The following is a 16,345-nucleotide window of genomic DNA, read 5'->3' as shown; positions in this document are numbered from 1 at the left end:
CCTCAGCCCTCCTGTCCCGGATGAGCGGCCTTCTTCAGGGCCTCCACGCGGTCCGTGCGCTCCCAGGTGAACTCGGGGAGCTCACGGCCGAAGTGGCCGTACGCCGCCGTCTTCGCGTAGATCGGCCGCTTGAGGTCCAGGTCGCGGATGATCGCCGCCGGCCGCAGGTCGAAGACCGCGCTGACGGCCTCCTGGATCCGCTCGTCCGGCAGGGTGCCCGTGCCGAAGGTCTCCACGAAGAGACCGACCGGCTCGGCCTTGCCGATGGCGTACGCCACCTGCACCTCGCAGCGGCGGGCGAGGCCGGCCGCGACGACGTTCTTCGCGACCCAGCGCATCGCGTACGCCGCCGAACGGTCGACCTTCGACGGGTCCTTGCCGGAGAACGCGCCGCCGCCGTGCCGGGCCATCCCGCCGTACGTGTCGATGATGATCTTCCGGCCGGTGAGTCCCGCGTCGCCCATCGGGCCGCCGACCTCGAAGCGCCCGGTCGGGTTGACCAGGAGCCGGTAGCCGTCGGACTCCAGGCTGACGCCCTCCTCGACGAGCTCCTTGAGGACGTGCTCGACGACGTACTCGCGCACGTCCGGGGTGAGCAGGCCCTCGACGGAGATGTCCGCCGCGTGCTGCGAGGAGACGACCACCGTGTCGAGGCGGACCGGGCGGTCCCCGTCGTACTCGATGGTGACCTGGGTCTTCCCGTCCGGGCGCAGATACGGCACGGTGCCGTTCTTGCGGACCTCGGTGAGGCGGCGGGAGAGCCGGTGGGCGAGCGCGATCGGCAGCGGCATCAGCTCGGCCGTGTCGTCGCAGGCGTAGCCGAACATCAGGCCCTGGTCGCCGGCGCCCTGTGCGTCGAGCTCGTCGCCCGCGCCCTCCACCCGGGACTCGTACGCCGTGTCCACGCCCTGCGCGATGTCCGGCGACTGGGCGCCGATGGACACCGAGACGCCGCAGGAGGCGCCGTCGAAGCCCTTCGCGGAGGAGTCGTAGCCGATGTCGAGGACGGCCTCGCGCACCAGCTTCGCTATCGGCGCGTACGCCGAGGTGGTCACCTCGCCGGCGATGTGGACGAGACCCGTGGTGATCAGGGTCTCCACCGCGACCCGCGAGGACGGGTCCTCGGCGAGCAGCGCGTCGAGAACGGTGTCGCTGATCCGGTCGGCGATCTTGTCGGGGTGTCCCTCGGTCACCGACTCCGAGGTGAAGAGGCGGCGGCTCATGCCTGGGCCTCCACCGGGGTCTTGAAGAAGTGCTGCTCGATGGCACCGAGGGTGCGGATGGACTCGACCTCGAGGGTCTCCATCTGGATCGCGGTGCCGCTCTCCTGCTCCAACAGGAAGACGAACTCGACGAAGGACAGCGAGTCGATGAGCCGGTTCTCGATCAGGTCCAGGTCGGACGCGATGTCGTCGCGCTCGGGGTGGCGCTCGAGGATCCAGTTCTTCACCGTCTGCAGGCCGTCGGCCATGGTTGCTCTCCTTTAGCTGCTAATGGATGGGTGTGGCGGGCGCGATGATCGGTGCGGCCACCGCCACCGCGTAGTCCACGTCGTGGCTGATGGACACGGTGATCTCGGTGATGCCGGACTCCGCGGCCATCTCGGCGGCCGCCCGGTGCAGTTCCACGAGCGGCCAGCCGCCCTCGGAACGCCGCACCACGATGTCCGGCCAGGGCAGGAACCTGCCCCTGACCCGTAAGGTCTTGAAAGCCGCTTCCTTCGCCGCGATCCGCCCGCACAGGCTCAGTACGTCGAGCCCGGAGGAGGTACGGCAGTCGGCGAGCTCGCCGGGGGTGAGCATCCGCTCGAAGAACCGCTCCCCGTACTGGGCGAGGAGCCTGCGGACACGGTTGACGGACACGATGTCCATGCCGAGGTTCGCCCACCCCAGGCCGCCCGCCGGCGGGGCGGCGGGACGGGCCGGCACGTCAGATCACCGGCCCGGCCGCGCCACTCGCACCGGCCCGCATGCGGGCGTTCGCGTCGAGCACCGCCTCGGTCGCCGCATGCCAGCCGCCGTGGCGGCGGGTCAGCGCGGACAACCAGCGTTCGAGACCGAAGGCGACACAGCTGGTGAAGGCCGGTCCGCCGGTCGATTCCAGGGTGATGTCGCAGCGGTCGCCGAAGAAGTTCCGGTGCGTGTTGACCGAGGCGATCGCCAGGTCCTCGTACAGGAACTCGTACTTCACCGGGGTGAGCCGCTGCAGGAGCGCCTTCGAGCCGCCCTTGTCGAAGAAGGGGTCGCAGGCGGCCTCCCTGCGCAGCGGCAGGTCGAGCGCCGCGGCGAAGGACCGGATGCGGGTGGTGAAGTCGGCGAGGTGCGTCTCGGCGTGCTCGCGCGCGCCGATGGCGACGATCTCCCGCATGCGGAAGCCGAGCTGGCGCCGCATGCCCTCGTAGTGGGTCTCCTTGCGGAAGCACCAGGAGCAGATCGTGACGAGGGTGTCGTCGGCGACCCGGGTGCCCTGGTGGTCGAGGTAGACGGCGTAGCAGGACGCCGAGGGCAGTCCGAGGCCGGCCGGTTCGAGGGCGGCGGCGGGCCACTGCCCGTGCTCGCCGTCGAAGGGGGTGGTGAGACGTCCCTCCAGGTCGAGCGGGGCGGCGAGGACGGCCTGGTGCGGGAAGTTGTCGTAGTAGTCCAGCTTCGCCAGGTCGGCGGCCGGCAGGAGCGGCGGCATGGTCATCGGGCGGGCGCCCGCGGTCACACCCCAGCTCTCGAAGGTGTCGTCGAGGAGCCGCAGCAGGCGGGTCCCCTCCGGTCCGAGCGAGGGAAGGCCCCTCGTCGAGCCCACGGTCTCCCCGGCTTGCGCGGGGGTCGTCACGGTCATGATCTCTTCACCTCTCGGGTGGGAGGTCTCGGGCCTCAGACGACGGGCAGGGTGTCGTCGGAGAAGATCCCGGTCTTCAGGAAGAAGGCGAGCGGCTTGCGGATCGCCTTGCGTTCGTGGGGGCGGCGGCTCTCGTCGGCGACCAGCGCGTTGCGCAGGGCCAGCGGGTCGGGGATGCCTGCGTCGCGGTACACGTGGGGGTTGTAGAGGGAGTTGACGCTGTAGACGACGTACCGCTTGAGGTACGCCTCCACCTCGCGGACCCGCTCGGCACTCACCGCCTGGCACATCCGGCCGTACAGGAGGGAGACCAGCTCGCGCCCGAAGGCGATGTGGCGGGACTCGTCCTGGTGGTGGATGCGGTTGACCTCGCGGATGGTGTGGCAGAGCGAAGCGTCCTTCGCCATCCGGGAGTTGTAGTGGTCGACGAGCTCCTCGAAGAAGAGGATGCGGGTGAAGACGAGGAAGTTCTCGACCTCGGGCTCCCAGGCGGCGTCGGCGCGCATGGCGGTGGATCCGTAGATCTTGTGGCCGTAGCGTCGGCAGAACTCGGAGAAGAACCACATGTGTTCGTTCTCCTCACCGATGAAGTGGTGGAAGAAGTCCGACGGCACTTCGAAGCCGGGCATGTGGATGCGGCCGACGACCTCGATGAGGAGTTCGCGGATGCCGTGCACGTTGAGGCTGTAGAAGTTGATGGACTCCCACTTCGACAGGCGCTGAAGCGTTTCCTCATCGAGGGCGTCGTAGTGCCGGGTGCCGTAGACGGTGAGCAGCTCCGGGGTCATCCAGAAGCGGTTCTCCTCCAGCGTCTCGGGCCACTGGAAGGTCTGGTACGGGTTGTAGTAGTCCTCGACGGAGCGCTCGCTGAGCCGTTCCAGGACCTCCATGAACCGGTCGGTGACGGGCAGGGGGGCGATGGCGCCCATGGTGGTTCCTCCAGGCTTCGGGGGCTCAGGGCCGGACTTCGTAGACCGCGTTCACCGGGGTCTCGGTGGCGCGCCGCCAGCGGGTGAAGCCGGCCTCCTCCGCGATGGCCCGGAAGGCCTTCTCACCGGAGTGGTTGCCGAGCGCGTGCGGGCCGCGCTGGGCGACCGCGACGGGCAGGCACATGACGGCGGACAGGGCCATGAACATGCGGGCGGCGGGGGTCTGCACGTCGATGTCCTGCGGGGAGACGTTCGACTCGACGAGCATCCACGTGCCGTCCGCGTCCAGGGACTTGTGGACGTGCTGGGCGGCGGCGACCGGGTCGCCCATGTCGTGCAGGGCGTTGAAGAAGCAGACCAGGTCGTAGCCGGAGCCCGGGTAGTCGTCGGCCGACGCGACCTCGAAGACGACCCGCTCGGAGAGACCGGCCTCGTCGGCGAGCTCCCGGGCGATCGAGATGGCCTCCTCCGAGTAGTCGAAGCCGTACACGGTCGCGTTCGGGAAGGCCTTCGCGATGAGCAGCGTGGTGTGGCCGACGCCGCAGCCCACGTCGGCGACGGTGCCGCCGGCGGCGAGCTTGTCGGTGACCTGGTGGAGGGCGGGCAGCCAGTCGGCGACGAGCTTGTGCTCGTACGTCGGCTGGAAGAAGGAGCCCATGCCGGTGTCGAGGGCCGCGTCGTGCTCGGCCCAGCCGACACCGTCACCGGTGCGGTACGCCTCCACGAGCAGGTCCTCGGTGGCGTACAGCGCCTTGAGGGCGGTGAAGAACCCGGCGGCGTACGTGACGGCCTTCGGGTCCGCGAGCACCTCGACGTGGTCGGCGGGAAGCGTGTACGTGAGGGAGCTGGGGTGCCGCTCGACGTACCCGGCGGAGAGCTGGGCGTGCAGCCACTCCTCGATGTACCGCTCGTTCGTGCCGGTCGCCTCCGCGAGCGCGGCGGCGGTGAGCGGGCCCCGCTCGGCCAGCGCCCGGTAGAGGCCGAGGCGCTGTCCGAGGGAGACGGTCAGCCCGCGGACGGCCGCTCCGGCGTCGGTGATGACCCTCTGGTGGAAGTCGTGGGCGCTCACGCGGCCGCCTCCTCGTGGCCGTTCGTGCCCGGCAGGTCGCAGGTGAACAGGAAGGAGCGGGGCACCCGCGGGACCGAGCGGGCCGGTACGGGGTAGGGCCAGCGTCCGAAGTCGGCGCCGTCCTCACCGGGCTGCCTGACCTCGCGTACGGCCCAGCCGCAGTCGGCGAGCAGCGCCTCGGGCTCCTCGGTGCCGAAGAGCCACGGGTTGCCGTCCTCGTCCAGGGCCTTCATGAACCCGCGGGCGAGCGGGTTCTCCAGGGCGGCCTGGGAGATGACGTCGCCGAGCAGCACGGAGCCGGGGGCGGCGTGCGCGGAGAGCGTCGAGATGAGGGTCCGTACGGCCTGCTCCGGCAGGAAGAACAGCAGCCCCTCCACCACCCACAGGACGGGCTCCTCGCTCTTCCAGCCCGCCTCCTTGAGGGGGCCGGTCCAGTCCTGGGTGAGGTCGACGGGGACGGTGATCCGGTCGCGGCCGGCCGGCTTCGGCTCCTTCGCCAGCATCTCGGCCTTGGCCTCAAGGAGGGCCGGGCGGTCGAGCTCGTAGACGGTGACGCCGTCGGGCCAGGGCAGCCGGAAGAAACGGGTGTCCATGCCGGCGGCGAGGAAGACGACCTGGCGTATGCCCCGCTCCTCCACTGCCCGGACGATGGCCCGGTCGAGGTAGGTGGTGCGGATGGCGAGGAACGGCACGGTGCCGCCGCCGGCGTAGCGCTCGAGCAGCTCGAAGCCGATCTGGTCGGCGACGGTGCGCGCGTAGGGATCGGCGAACAGCCGGTCCTCGCGCTCGGTCTCCAGGGCGCGCGCGGCGGCGGTCCACTGGGCGGTGCGGGATACGGCCTCCACAGGAGGTCCCCCTTCACTTCGGTGGATGTACGGGGCTTCGGACGGTCCGGGTGCACGGACGGGTCCGGATGTACGGACGGGTCCGGGTGCACGGACGGGTCCGGATGTACGGACGGCCGTGTTCAGGGGCCTGACGAAGGACGGTTCGTCAGGCACTCATGACCGGGACACAGGTCTTGGCCGGTCGCGCACAGGCGACGGGGTCCTCGGCCGCGGGCATCGACGACAGATGGTCGGCCTCGGAGTCGGCGGGGCGCCGGCGGAAGATGCTGTGCAGGATCATGCTGAACACGGCCGTCCCGTCGGAGGCCACCAGGGTGCACCGCGGTTTGACGGTGCCGGTGGCGGGATTGAACGGCGACGGGGTGGAGCCGAGGATCTCGACGCGCGCGGTGAGGACGTCGCCCGGGCGGACGGGCCGCAGGTAGCGGACCTCGTCGATGCCGGGCGAGCCCATGCAGGCGCTGTAGGCGAGCAGTCCGTCGACGTAGCGGCGCATGAACATCGCCTGGGTGTGGAATCCGCTCGCGATCAGGCCGCGGAACTGCGACTGCTCCGCGCGCTCGGGGTCCGTGTGGAAGGGCTGCGGATCGAAGCGCCTGCCGAACTCCAGCACCTCCTCCGCCGTGACGGTGACGGCGCCCAGCTCGTGGACGTCGCCGGGCCGGAAGTCCTCGAAGTAGCGCATCGTGCGCCCCCCTTGACCTAGGAGTGGTCTTTCCCTGGCACCCACCAATCTACGAATCAGTCATTTATTTTGTCAACCCAAAAGAAGCGCGCAAGGGGTGCCGTCCGAGGGCCTGTTCGGCGTCGGCCCACAGGTCTTCGACGTCCTCGATGCCGACAGACATCCGTACGAGCCCCGGGGCTATCCCGGCGGCCTCCAGGGCGGCCCCGTCGAGCTCCCGGTGGGACGTGGACGCCGGGTGGGTCACGAGGGTCTCCACCCCGCCGAGGGAGAGAGCGAGCCGGGCCACCCGTACGCCCTCGATGAAGGCACGGCCGGCCTCCCGGCCCCCCGCGAGCTCGAACGACAGCAGCCCGCCGCCGCCGTCGAGCACCTCGCGGGCGCGCTCGTACGAGGGATGGCCGGCGAGCCACGGGTAGTGGACGGCCGAGACGCCGGGGTGGTCGGCGAACCGCTCGGCGAGTACGGCGGCGTTGGCGCAGTGCTCGCGCATCCGCAGCGGCAGGGTGGGTATCCCGCGCAGGGTCAGCCAGGCGGCGAACGGGTCGGCGCATGCGCCGAGTTCGACCGTGCGCGGCCAGATCCGGCGGCGCAGCGCGTCGTCGGCGAAGACGGCGGCGCCGCCGAGGACGTCCGAGTGCCCGGAGAGGTACTTGGTGGTGGAGTGGACGACGATGTCGGCGCCGTGCTCCAGGGGGCGGCACAGGACGGGCGAGGCGAGGGAGTTGTCGACGAGGCCGACGACCCCGAGGGCGCGGGCGGCGGCGAGCAGCCCCGGCAGGTCGGGGACCTGCCCGGTGGGGTTGGCGATGGTCTCCAGGACGAGCAGCCGGGTCGCGGGGTGCACGGCGGCGGCCTCGAACTCGGCCGGGTCGTCGCCGGATATCCGTAAGACCTCGATCCCGTACCGCTCGGCCAGGTCGGCGAGGACGGCATGGGTCCCGCCGTACAGGCAGCGCTGGGCCACCACCCGGTCGCCGGGCCGCAGGAGAGCGAGAAGGACCCCGCTGACGGCGCCCATCCCGGAGGCGAAGGCGATGGCCCCGGCGCCGCCCTCGAGGCCGGCGAGGGTCTGTTCGAGGGCCCGTACGGTCGGGTTGCCGCGGCGGCTGTAGACGTACGCCCCGTCGGGTCCGGCCATGGCCTCGGCGAGCTCGGCCGCGGACTCGAAGGCGAAGGCGGAGGACTGCACGAGGGGCACGGAGAGCGGCCGGCTGCCGGGCGGGAGCGGCTCGTCGACGACGTGGACGGCGCGGGTGTTCATTTCCATGGCGTTCCTTCCCTGGTACGGAAAAGGGGCCGCCCGACGTCCGGCGGCGGACATCGGGCGGCCCCTTCGGGGCGGGGATCAGGCGGAGACCTTCTCGCCCTGCGGCGCGGGGGCGGCGGCCTCGGCCGCGACCGCCTTGTCGCTCTTCATGACGAGGAGGGTGATCACACCGCCGACGGCGGCGATGATCGCGGCGCCGATGAAGGCGGACGAGAAGCCGTCCGTCAGCTTCGGCAGGTTGCCGAGCTGGTCGGCGCCCTGGGACATGGCGACGGCGGTCAGCGCGGCGAGACCGAGCGCGGAGCCCACGTTGTAGGTGGTGTTGACGATGCCGGAGGCGAGACCGGCCTGCTCCTGCGGGGCGCCGGACATGGCGGTCATCATCGTCGGGATGTAGGCGAGGGACATGCCGAGCGCGGCGACCAGCGAGGCCGGGAGGACGTCGACGAGGAAGGAGCCGGTGGGCGGGACGGCGGCGAGCCAGACCAGACCGGCGGCGAGGACCAGCAGACCGCCGGCGATCAGCGGCTTGGCACCGACCTTCATCATGAGCCGGGCCGTGATGGCCGTCATGAAGATCATGAGGAGCACGGTCATCGGGAGCAGGGCGGCACCGGACTCGAAGGCGCCGAAGCCCAGGACCTGCTGGAGGTACAGGTTGAGGAAGTACCACATCGGGATCCAGGCGGCGCCGAGCAGCGTCATGGCCAGGTTGGCCGAGCCGAGGCGCGGGACGCGCCAGACGCTGAGCGGCATGAGCGGCTCGCTGATGCTCTTCTGGATCACGAAGAAGAGGACCAGGAGGGCGGCGGCGCCGGCCAGCTGGAGGATCGTGCCGGTGGAGCCCCAGCCGACCTCGGGGGCGCGGACCACGGCGAAGACGGCGAGCGCGAGACCGGCGGTGACGGCGACGGCGCCGAGGATGTCGACGGAGCCGCGGCGGGACTCGACGTTCGGGAGGAGCCTGGTGGCGGCGAGGGTCGCGAGGCCGATCGGGATGTAGATGATGAAGACCCACTGCCAGCTCATCCACTCGGTGAAGACACCGCCGAGGAAGACGCCCGCGGTGCCGCCGGCCGGGGCGGCGGCACCGTAGAGGGCCATCGCCTTGCCGAGCTCCTTCGGGTCGTGCATGAAGAGGATCATCAGCAGGGTCATGGCGGAGGGCGCGATGAGCGCACCGCCGACACCCTGGACGGCGCGGCCCGCGATCTCGACCCAGGCGGTCTGCGCGGCGGCGGCCAGCACCGATCCGGCGATCATGACCGCCCAGCCGGCGACAAAGATCTTGCGGGCTCCGACGAGGTCGGAGAGGCGTCCGCCGAGGAGCAGGAGGCCGCCGAAGACGATCACGTAGGCGTTGAAGATCCACTGGAGCTCGCTCTGCGAGAAGCCCAGGTCCTTCTGCATCTCGGGGAGCGCGACCCCGATGATCGACGTGTCCATGATGACCATGAACTGTGCGGCGGCGAGCACGACAAGTGCCCACCAGCGCCGGGGATTGACGGTTGACATTGCCCTGACCCTTCACTCGCTGCGGTCCCCGAGCGGTCCGACCGGAACTCGGGGCATACCCCTAGGGGGTACCTGTGCGGAGCACCGTAGCATACCCATGGGGGGTATGTAAGAGTGAGAGGAAAGCCCTTCCGAGGACACGGGGGAAGCGCGCCTTCCGGCCCGCGCGCCGGGCAGAATGCCTCCATGACCGCCGAGGAACACCCCGAGCTGCTCCAGCGCTGGAACTCCACCCTGCACGCCGCCCGCGCCGGCCGCGAGGGCCCCGACCCCGCCCCGTACGGCCGCAACCTGCTGGCCCGCTGGGCCGAGCCGCAGCGCCGCTACCACACGGTCGACCACCTCCGGGCGGTCCTCACCCGCATCGACGAACTCGCCGACCAGGGCGGTGAGGGCGGGGAGTTGGAGCTCGTGCGGCTCGCGGCCTGGTTCCACGACGCGGTCTACCGCCCCGACCGCTCCGAGAACGAGGAACGCTCGGCGGTCCTCGCCGAGAAGGCGCTCACCGAGGCCGGACTCACCCCGCACGAGGTCGCGGAGGTCGCCCGCCTGGTCCGCCTGACGATCACGCACGACCCCGCCCCCGGCGACCTGAACGGCGAGACGCTCTGCGACGCGGACCTCGCCATCCTGGCGACCGACCCCGATACGTACGGGGGGTATGTGGCCGCGGTCCGCGAGGAGTACGGCTTCGTCCCCGACGGCGCCTTCCGAGAAGGCCGCGCCGCGATCCTCCGCCAGCTCCTCGGACTCCCCCGCCTCTTCCGTACGCCCTACGGGGCGGCGGTCTGGGAGGAGAGGGCGCGGGAGAACCTGGAACGCGAACTCGCCGAACTGACGGACACGCCCGGAACCGCGTGTGCCGAGGCCGCACCGTAACGCGGAATCATGCCGTCACCGGGCGTCACAGCGCCGCCGGGCGGCATCCGTCCGCATACCGAGACCCCCGGCGACCCGGGAATGACAGGCACAAACCCCAGGTTGACCCATGTCATGCCGTCTTCCTCCGCCGAGCCCACGACACCCGCTCCCGAGCCCGCCGCACCGGCCCCCGAGCCCCCCGCGGCGAGCACCGGATCCGCCACCCGCATGCCACTGGCCGTCTACATCCTCGGCCTGTCCGTCTTCGCGCTCGGCACGAGCGAGTTCATGCTCTCCGGACTGCTGCCGGCCATCGCGGAGGACATGAACGTCTCCATCCCCCATGCCGGGCTGCTCATCTCCGCCTTCGCGATCGGCATGGTCGTCGGCGCGCCGCTGCTCGCCGTCGCCACCCTGCGGCTCCCCCGCAAGACCACCCTCATCGCCCTCATCACCGTCTTCGGCCTCGGCCAGATAGCCGGCGCCCTCGCACCCAATTACGCGGTCCTCTTCGCCTCCCGCGTCATCAGCGCCCTCGCCTGCGCCGGATTCTGGGCGGTCGGCGCGGCGGTGGCCATCGCGATGGTCCCGGTCGGCTCACGCGCCCGCGCCATGGCCGTCATGATCGGCGGCCTCTCCATCGCCAACGTCCTCGGCGTCCCGGCCGGCGCGTTCCTCGGCGAGCACCTCGGCTGGCGCTCCGCTTTCTGGGCGGTCGGCCTCGCGTCCGCGATCGCCCTCGTCGGCGTGGTGACCCGCATCCCCCGCATCCCCCTCCCCGAGACGAAGCCCCGCCTCACGAGCGAGGTCGCCATCTACCGCGACCGCCAGGTCCTCCTGTCGATCGTCGTCACCGCCCTCGCGGCGGGTGGCGTCTTCTGCGCCTTCTCCTACCTGGCCCCGCTGCTCACCGACGTGTCCGGCCTCGACAAGGGCTGGGTCTCGGGCGTCCTCGGGCTCTTCGGCATCGGCGCGGTGATCGGTACGACGATCGGCGGCCGGGTCGCCGACGCCCACCTGTTCGGCGTGATGCTGACCGGCATCGCCGCCTCCACGCTCTTCCTGGTCGCCCTGGCCGTCTTCGCGTCCAGCCCGGTCGCCACCATCGCCCTGACCTTCCTCCTCGGCGTCTCCGCCTTCTTCACGGCCCCGGCGCTCAACGCCCGCATGTTCAACGTCGCGGGAGCGGCCCCCACCCTCGCGGGCGCCACCACCACCGCCGCCTTCAACCTCGGCAACACGGGCGGCCCCTGGCTCGGCGGCACGGTCATCGACGCGGGCCTCGGCTTCGCCTCGACGGCCTGGGCGGGCGCGGCGATGACCGTCGTCGGCCTGGCGACGGCCGCGGTGGCCCTGAAGCTCCACAGGTCCCCGTCCCGTGTGGTGGCCTCCGGCACCCCGCAGACCGAGAAGGCCGTGTCGTCCCTGTCCCGCTGACCCCGTCCCGCGATCCCGTCCCGCCGACACCACCCCGTCGGGGCGGCGGCGGAAATCCCCTTCGTACGGCGCCGTCACCGCCGTACGGTGGCGCGGTGACCACACAGATGATCATCCTCAACGGCGGTTCCAGCGCGGGGAAGTCCGGCATCGTGCGATGCCTCCAGGCCGTACTCCCCGACCCCTGGCTCGCGTTCGGAGTCGACTCGCTCATCGACGCGATGCCCCTCAGGATGCAGAGCTCCGACGACGGCATCGAGTTCGACGCCGACGGCGGAGTGAACATCGGCGCCGACTTCCGCGCCCTCGAAGGCGCCTGGGCCCGGGGTGTCGTCACCATGGCCCGCGCCGGCGCCCGCGTCATCATCGACGACGTCTTCCTGAGCGGAGCGGCCGCCCAGGACCGCTGGCGGACCTTCGTCGGCGACCTCGACGTGCTCTGGGTCGGCGTCCGGTGCGACAGCGCGGTCGCCGAGGGCCGCGAGATCGCACGCGGGGACCGGGTCGCCGGAATGGCCGCGAAGCAGGCGGACATCGTGCACCAGGGCGTCGACTACGACGTGGAGGTCGACACCACCCACACCGAATCGCTGGCCTGCGCCCGCGCCATCGCGTCCCACGTCGCCTGACCCGCGGCCCCGCCCGCCGTCCGGCCCGTACGCCTCACGCCGACGTCGGATCCCGCACCTGCGGGCCCTCAGGGCGCCGGTCGGCTCTTCGGCCGACGGAGTCCGGCCGCCGTGAGGCGCCGCAGCAGTTCCTTCGATCCGACCTCGACCGCACCGCCGGCCACGGCGTCCGCGTACCGGTCGGAGGGTATGTCGTAGTGGTCCCGCTCGAAGGCCCGGGCCGGGGCGCCGATCGAGGCGGCGAAGGTGTGCAGTTCCTCGAAGGAGACGTCGCTGACCAGGTGCGACCACATGCGGCCGTGCCCCGGCCAGGTGGGCGGGTCGATGTAGAGGGTCACCGGCCTGCGCTCCTCATTCCAGACCGCCCACCGGCGCGACCACGACACCCTGCTTCCCGCAGACCCAGTGCGGGTCCGGCCCCAGCTCGGGCTCCACGTCCAGGGCGTGCGGGTCACCGGTGGAGCAGACCGGGCAGAGGGGCCAGCGGCCGTACCGTTCGAGCAGGGCGTCCTGGACGTCCTGTGCGACGAGACCGGCGACGAACGTCAGGCCCTCGGGCCACTGCTCGACCCACCAGCGCCGGTGGGTCACCGCGTCCTCCACCATCGACACCACCTCGGCAGCGGCGACCTCGCGGGCCACCAGGTCGGCCAGTACCAGGGCGCGGGCGGCGTGCAGCGCCTGCTCCACGGGGTCGATGTCGTCCATGCACCCATTGTCACCCGTGGCGAGCGCACCTCGCGAAGGGCCGAAGGCCCCGCCCCGATCCGGGACCGACGGGGTCTTGTCGCACCACCCCTCCGAAAGTATCTTTCAGATGTGACCAATGAAGTGAAGGAAAGTTTCACGGGCGACGCGCCCCCCGCCCCCGCCGCGCTCGCGGCCAAGGTACGGACCCTCGCGCCGTCCATGACCCGCTCGATGCAGCGGGTCGCCGAAGCCGTCGCCGGAGACCCCGCCGGCTGCGCCGCGCTCACGGTCACCGGCCTCGCCGAGCTCACCGGCACCAGCGAGGCGACCGTCGTCCGCACCGCCCGCCTCCTCGGCTACCCCGGCTATCGCGACCTCCGGCTCGCCCTCGCCGGGCTCGCCGCCCAGCAGCAGTCCGGCCGCGCACCCGCCGTCACCGCCGACATCGCCGTCGACGACCCGATCGCCGACGTCGTCGCCAAGCTCGCCTACGACGAGCAGCAGACCCTCGCCGACACCGCCGCCGGACTCGACACCGTCCAGCTCGGCGCGGCCGTCGCCGCCCTGGCCACCGCACGCCGCATCGACATCTACGGCATCGGCGCGTCCGGCCTCGTCGCCCAGGACCTCGGCCAGAAACTCCTCCGCATCGGCCTCATCGCGCACGCCCACAGCGACCCGCACCTCGCCGTCACCAACGCCGTGCAGCTCCGCTCCGGCGACGTCGCCATCGCCATCACCCACTCCGGCTCGACCGGCGACGTCATAGAACCGCTCCGGGTCGCCTTCGACCACGGGGCGACGACGGTCGCGATCACCGGCCGCCCGGACGGGCCGGTCACGCAGTACGCCGACCACGTCCTCACCACCTCCACCGCCCGCGAGAGCGAACTGCGCCCCGCGGCCATGTCGTCCCGGACCAGCCAACTCCTGGTCGTGGACTGCCTGTTCACCTGTGTCACACAGCGTACGTACGAGACGGCGGCCCCTGCCCTCGCCGCCTCGTACGAAGCCCTGGCCCACCGCCACTCACCCCGCACCCGCTGACGACCACAGCACCGAAAGAGCCGCACGTGTCTGCTACGTACTCCGAACTCCGCGCCCAGCTGGCCACCCTCACCACCGAAGCGTTCCGTCCGGAACTGGCCGAGATCGACCAGCTCCCCACCGCCGAGATCGCGGCGCTCATGAACGGCGAGGACGCCACCGTCCCCACCGCCGTCGCCCGGCAGCTCCCCGCCATCGCCGCCGCCATCGACGCCACCGCCGAGCGCATGGCCCGCGGCGGCCGCCTCATCTACATGGGCGCCGGCACCGCGGGCCGCCTCGGCGTCCTCGACGCCAGCGAGTGCCCGCCCACCTTCAACACCGACCCGAGCGAGGTCGTCGGCCTCATCGCGGGCGGCCCCTCCGCCATGGTCAAGGCCGTCGAAGGCGCCGAGGACTCCAGGGAACTGGCCGCCGAGGACCTCACCTCGCTCGGCGTCACCGCGGACGACACCGTCGTCGGCATCTCCGCCTCCGGCCGTACCCCGTACGCCATCGGTGCCGTCGAGCACGCCCGCGCACGGGGCGCGCTCACCATCGGCCTCTCCTGCAACGAGGACAGCGCGCTCGCCGCCGCCGCCGAGCACGGCATCGAGGTCGTCCCCGGCCCGGAGCTGCTCACCGGCTCGACCCGGCTCAAGGCGGGCACCGCCCAGAAGCTCGTCCTCAACATGATCTCGACCATCACGATGATCCGGCTCGGCAAGACGTACGGAAACCTGATGGTCGACGTCCGCGCCTCCAACGAGAAGCTCCAGGCCCGCTCGCGGCGGATCGTCGCCCTGGCCACCGGCGCACCGGACGAGCAGATCGAGACCGCCCTCGCCGCCGCCGACGGCGAGGTGAAGAACGCGATCCTCATGATCCTCGCCGACATCGACGCCCCCACGGCCGCCGAGCGGCTGAAGGTCTCCCAGGGCCACCTGCGTGCGGCGCTGCACGCGACCGGCCCCACTCCGTAACCCCCTCACCCCCCAGAGGCACCCCTCACAGCAAGGCACCACCGCACCATGAGCACAGACGACAAGAACCGCGCCATCGCCGCCGCGATCCTCCCCCTCGTCGGCGGCGCCGAGAACATCGGCTCCGTGGCCCACTGCATGACCCGCCTCCGGCTGGGCCTGCGCGACCGCTCGCTCGTCCAGGACGAGGCCCTCAAGGCACTGCCCGCCGTGATGGGTGTGGTGGAGGACGACACGTACCAGATCGTCCTCGGCCCGGGCACCGTCGCCCGCGTGACCCCGGAGATCGAGGCACTGGTGGCGGCGGCCCCGCAGCCCACGCACTCGGCGGAGGACCTCGCCGCGCAGGGCGCGGCCCTGAAGGCGGCGCAGAAGGAGAGGAACGCCACCCCCTTCAAGCTCTTCCTCCGCCGGATCGCGAACATCTTCGTCCCGCTGATCCCCGCGCTCATCGGCTGCGGCATCATCGCCGGCCTCAACGGCCTGCTGATCAACCTCGGCTGGCTGCCCGGCGTCACCCCGGCGCTCGCGGCGATGGCGAGCGGCTTCATGGCCCTCATCGCGGTGTTCGTCGGCTACAACACGGCGAAGGAGTTCGGCGGTACCGCGATCCTCGGCGGCGCGGTCGCGGCGATCATCGTCTTCCCCGGCGTCGCCAAGATCGACGCCTTCGGCCAGACGCTCTCCCCCGGCCAGGGCGGTGTCCTCGGCGCGCTCGGCGCGGCGATCCTCGCGGTGTACGTGGAGAAGTGGTGCCGCCGCTGGGTGCCGGAGTCCCTCGACGTCCTGGTCACCCCGACCCTGACGGTCCTGGTCTCGGGCCTGGTCACGATCTTCGGCCTGATGTTCGTGGCCGGTGAGATCTCCACCGCCATCGGCACGTTCGCCGACTGGCTCCTCGCGAACGCGGGCGCCGGAGCCGGCTTCCTCCTCGGCGGCCTCTTCCTGCCCCTCGTCATGCTGGGCCTGCACCAGGCCCTCATCCCGATCCACACCACGCTCATCGAGCAGCAGGGCTACACGGTCCTCCTCCCCATCCTGGCGATGGCGGGCGCGGGCCAGGTCGGCGCGGCGATGGCCGTCTACCTGAAGCTCCCGCGCAACGGCTCGATCCGCCGCACCATCAAGTCGGCGCTACCGGCCGGCTTCCTGGGCGTCGGCGAGCCCCTCATCTACGGCGTCTCGCTCCCCCTGGGCCGCCCGTTCATCACGGCCTGCGTGGGCGGCGCCTTCGGCGGCGGCTTCATCGGCCTCTTCAGCATGCTGGGCGACACGGTCGGCTCGACGGCGATCGGCCCCTCGGGCTGGGCCCTCTTCCCCCTCCTCGACGGCGACAAGGGGCTGGGCGAGACGATCGCGATCTACGCGGGCGGCCTGCTCGTCGGCTACCTGGCCGGCTTCGTGGCGACGTACTTCTGGGGCTTCAGCAAGGAACTCCTGGAGGAGTTCGACGTGGACACGGAGGCGGCACCGGCCGAGGTGACGGTGGCGACGGGCGGCCCGACGCCGGAACGGGAGCCGGAGCCGGCGAAGGTCTGAGCGAAGGAGAAAGGGAGCCCGGCCGGAAGGTTCCG

Annotated in this window: 18 protein-coding genes; 6 read left to right on the top strand and 12 right to left on the bottom strand. The window is 71.5% G+C overall.

Annotation, left to right across the window (positions count from 1 at the left end; all coding sequences use genetic code 11):
• Nucleotides 1–2 precede the first annotated feature (2 nt).
• From metK to IF00_RS0126015, 10 genes are all read right to left on the bottom strand, one after another.
• On the bottom strand, nucleotides 3–1,223 hold the full coding sequence (gene metK / locus IF00_RS0126060; protein ID WP_030322010.1) for a methionine adenosyltransferase: 1,221 nt from the start codon (nucleotides 1,221–1,223) through the stop codon (nucleotides 3–5).
• Nucleotides 1,220–1,471, bottom strand: coding sequence for a phosphopantetheine-binding protein (locus IF00_RS0126055; protein WP_030322008.1), 252 nt, complete (start codon nucleotides 1,469–1,471; stop codon nucleotides 1,220–1,222). Before IF00_RS0126055 ends, metK begins: the two co-directional genes overlap by 4 nt.
• A 19-nt stretch (nucleotides 1,472–1,490) precedes the next feature.
• A complete protein-coding gene (gene acpS, locus IF00_RS0126050) occupies nucleotides 1,491–1,928 on the bottom strand; it encodes a holo-ACP synthase (protein ID WP_051820623.1) in 438 nt (145 codons plus the stop codon).
• Nucleotide 1,929: 1 nt separating this feature from the next.
• Nucleotides 1,930–2,829 (bottom strand): class-II aminoacyl-tRNA synthetase family protein, encoded by a 900-nt coding sequence (locus IF00_RS0126045; protein WP_030322004.1) that lies wholly within the window; start codon nucleotides 2,827–2,829, stop codon nucleotides 1,930–1,932.
• A 35-nt stretch (nucleotides 2,830–2,864) separates the two neighbouring features.
• Entirely contained in the window at nucleotides 2,865–3,758 is an 894-nt protein-coding gene (locus IF00_RS0126040; RefSeq protein WP_030322003.1) for a diiron oxygenase, read from the bottom strand.
• 25 nt (nucleotides 3,759–3,783) lie between these two features.
• Nucleotides 3,784–4,827, bottom strand: coding sequence for a class I SAM-dependent methyltransferase (locus tag IF00_RS0126035; protein WP_030322001.1), 1,044 nt, complete (start codon nucleotides 4,825–4,827; stop codon nucleotides 3,784–3,786).
• On the bottom strand, nucleotides 4,824–5,672 hold the full coding sequence (locus IF00_RS0126030) for a class I SAM-dependent methyltransferase (protein WP_030322000.1): 849 nt from the start codon (nucleotides 5,670–5,672) through the stop codon (nucleotides 4,824–4,826). The genes IF00_RS0126035 and IF00_RS0126030 overlap by 4 nt, the downstream gene beginning before the upstream one ends.
• Nucleotides 5,673–5,820: 148 nt before the next feature.
• Nucleotides 5,821–6,360 carry a MaoC family dehydratase gene (locus tag IF00_RS0126025; RefSeq protein WP_030321999.1) on the bottom strand — a complete coding sequence of 180 codons (540 nt, stop codon included), beginning with the start codon at nucleotides 6,358–6,360 and terminating at the stop codon, nucleotides 5,821–5,823.
• Nucleotides 6,361–6,424: 64 nt separating this feature from the next.
• The gene (locus tag IF00_RS0126020) at nucleotides 6,425–7,630 is read right to left on the bottom strand and encodes a trans-sulfuration enzyme family protein (RefSeq protein ID WP_051820622.1); all 1,206 of its coding nucleotides are present in this window, start codon (nucleotides 7,628–7,630) and stop codon (nucleotides 6,425–6,427) included.
• A 78-nt stretch (nucleotides 7,631–7,708) separates the two neighbouring features.
• Nucleotides 7,709–9,145 carry an MFS transporter gene (locus tag IF00_RS0126015; RefSeq protein ID WP_030321997.1) on the bottom strand — a complete coding sequence of 479 codons (1,437 nt, stop codon included), beginning with the start codon at nucleotides 9,143–9,145 and terminating at the stop codon, nucleotides 7,709–7,711.
• A 186-nt stretch (nucleotides 9,146–9,331) separates the two neighbouring features.
• Between IF00_RS0126015 and IF00_RS0126010 the strand changes: the two genes are divergently transcribed.
• The 3 genes from IF00_RS0126010 (at nucleotide 9,332) to cpt (ending at nucleotide 12,072) form a co-directional block, all read left to right on the top strand.
• Complete coding sequence (locus tag IF00_RS0126010) at nucleotides 9,332–10,024, top strand: HD domain-containing protein (RefSeq protein ID WP_051820621.1); 693 nt, start codon at nucleotides 9,332–9,334, stop codon at nucleotides 10,022–10,024.
• A gap of 210 nt (nucleotides 10,025–10,234) precedes the next feature.
• Nucleotides 10,235–11,443 (top strand): Cmx/CmrA family chloramphenicol efflux MFS transporter, encoded by a 1,209-nt coding sequence (locus IF00_RS0126005; RefSeq protein WP_078944858.1) that lies wholly within the window; start codon nucleotides 10,235–10,237, stop codon nucleotides 11,441–11,443.
• Between the two features lie 107 nt (nucleotides 11,444–11,550).
• Nucleotides 11,551–12,072 (top strand): chloramphenicol phosphotransferase CPT, encoded by a 522-nt coding sequence (gene cpt / locus IF00_RS0126000; RefSeq protein ID WP_051820632.1) that lies wholly within the window; start codon nucleotides 11,551–11,553, stop codon nucleotides 12,070–12,072.
• 68 nt (nucleotides 12,073–12,140) lie between these two features.
• Here cpt and IF00_RS0125995 read toward each other — a convergent pair whose 3' ends face one another.
• Together IF00_RS0125995 and IF00_RS0125990 are read right to left on the bottom strand one after the other, a co-directional pair.
• Complete coding sequence (locus IF00_RS0125995; protein WP_030321989.1) at nucleotides 12,141–12,410, bottom strand: DUF4031 domain-containing protein; 270 nt, start codon at nucleotides 12,408–12,410, stop codon at nucleotides 12,141–12,143.
• 13 nt (nucleotides 12,411–12,423) lie between these two features.
• On the bottom strand, nucleotides 12,424–12,780 hold the full coding sequence (locus IF00_RS0125990) for a hypothetical protein (protein ID WP_030321988.1): 357 nt from the start codon (nucleotides 12,778–12,780) through the stop codon (nucleotides 12,424–12,426).
• A 111-nt stretch (nucleotides 12,781–12,891) separates the two neighbouring features.
• Here IF00_RS0125990 and IF00_RS0125985 point away from each other — a divergent pair, with 111 nt between their 5' ends.
• The 3 genes from IF00_RS0125985 to IF00_RS0125975 are packed head-to-tail and all read left to right on the top strand — an operon-like array spanning nucleotide 12,892 to nucleotide 16,310.
• The gene (locus tag IF00_RS0125985; protein WP_030321987.1) at nucleotides 12,892–13,809 is read left to right on the top strand and encodes a MurR/RpiR family transcriptional regulator; all 918 of its coding nucleotides are present in this window, start codon (nucleotides 12,892–12,894) and stop codon (nucleotides 13,807–13,809) included.
• A gap of 26 nt (nucleotides 13,810–13,835) precedes the next feature.
• A complete protein-coding gene (gene murQ, locus IF00_RS0125980; protein WP_030321986.1) occupies nucleotides 13,836–14,771 on the top strand; it encodes an N-acetylmuramic acid 6-phosphate etherase in 936 nt (311 codons plus the stop codon).
• Nucleotides 14,772–14,819: 48 nt separating this feature from the next.
• Complete coding sequence (locus IF00_RS0125975) at nucleotides 14,820–16,310, top strand: PTS transporter subunit EIIC (RefSeq protein WP_030321985.1); 1,491 nt, start codon at nucleotides 14,820–14,822, stop codon at nucleotides 16,308–16,310.
• Nucleotides 16,311–16,345: the final 35 nt, after the last annotated feature.

The sequence above is a fragment of the Streptomyces flavochromogenes genome (genome assembly GCF_000717595.1).
GTDB classification, from domain to species: Bacteria; Actinomycetota; Actinomycetes; order Streptomycetales; family Streptomycetaceae; genus Streptomyces; species Streptomyces flavochromogenes.
The sequence above is the reverse complement of the archived record's forward strand: the minus strand, read 5'-3'. Positions and strand labels throughout refer to the sequence as shown.